Origin of the sequence: Streptomyces sp. NRRL F-2664, from assembly GCF_000719345.1 — a bacterium.
Classification (GTDB): Bacteria; Actinomycetota; Actinomycetes; order Streptomycetales; family Streptomycetaceae; genus Streptomyces.
On the sequence record NZ_JOFX01000243.1, the window covers coordinates 1 to 1,017 of the forward strand.

Genomic DNA, 1,017 nt, shown 5'->3' on the forward strand with positions numbered 1-1,017 from the left:
CGAGCGGTCACCACGCTGACACAGACCGACGATCTCGGCCTTGAACTCTGGCGTGAACGAGCGGCGAGGACGCACCTTCTTCTTCCCCATGCTCTCCATTATGAACATCATCCTCGGGGCCCAAGCCCCTGATCTCCGATGTCCGTCAAAGCGAAGCAAGCCCAACCCACCCCCTGACCGCCGCGGGCCGGCACCGGATCACCGCCACCTGCGTCCGCCCCGGCATCCCCGTCACCGCAGACCGCGGCTGCCAGGGCGCCGGCGACATCCTCGCCGCCCCCCACCGGCGAAAGCCGCGCAAGGACCCCACGCTCAAACAGCGGTGCGTCAACCGGGCCCACTCCCGACTCCGATGGCCCGTCGAGAGAACCATCGCATCGATCAAGAGCTGGCGCATCCTCCGCAAAGCCCGCTGCCATCCCAGCAGATTCACGTCAATCACCAAAGCCATCCTCACCCTGGAGACCCACCGCTGAACAAGCTCAGTGCTTTCGTGGCGCTGCGGCCGGGGTGCTGTGCCGGCCTGTTCGGCGGATGTGTAGCAGACAGGTGCGGGCGGTGTCCCGCCCTTGGGGTGCGGTCCGTTCGATCGCACAGCGGCTCGCGTGACGCTCCTTCGAGACCGGTACGAGTCATCTACTTGGCTAGCGGCCATGAGCAGTCACACACAGGGAGAAGGCGGGGCCGTGGGCGTCTGCCAGGAGGCGTTCAAGGACGCGTCCGGCGGTGTGCGGCAGCTTCCCGTGGGACAAGGCCGCCCGCGGCGATGCTCGGGCAGCAACATCAGCTGCCGAGTGCACCGCACCCGGCGCACGCATTACGGCATCCGCCAGCTCGAACAGCTCATCGCCTCGCAGGGTCAGAGACGCGTACAACTCGTTCCGGAAGCGTGACGCTTCCGGAACGCTGCCCCTACCGCAGCATCAGGCAGCTCTACCTTTCAGGCGGGTTCGTCCTCCCATTCGTAGGGTGGGGACACCCGGGGACACCGGGTGTGGCTATCAGGCAGCTGCCAGC

At 66.8% G+C, this 1,017-nt stretch carries 1 protein-coding gene; it reads left to right on the forward strand.

What is annotated here, in order from left to right:
- Positions 1-197: 197 nt before the first annotated feature.
- A complete protein-coding gene (locus IF89_RS50095; protein ID WP_420707025.1) occupies positions 198-476 on the forward strand; it encodes a transposase family protein in 279 nt (92 codons plus the stop codon).
- The last annotated feature ends 541 nt before the right edge of the window (positions 477-1,017 follow it).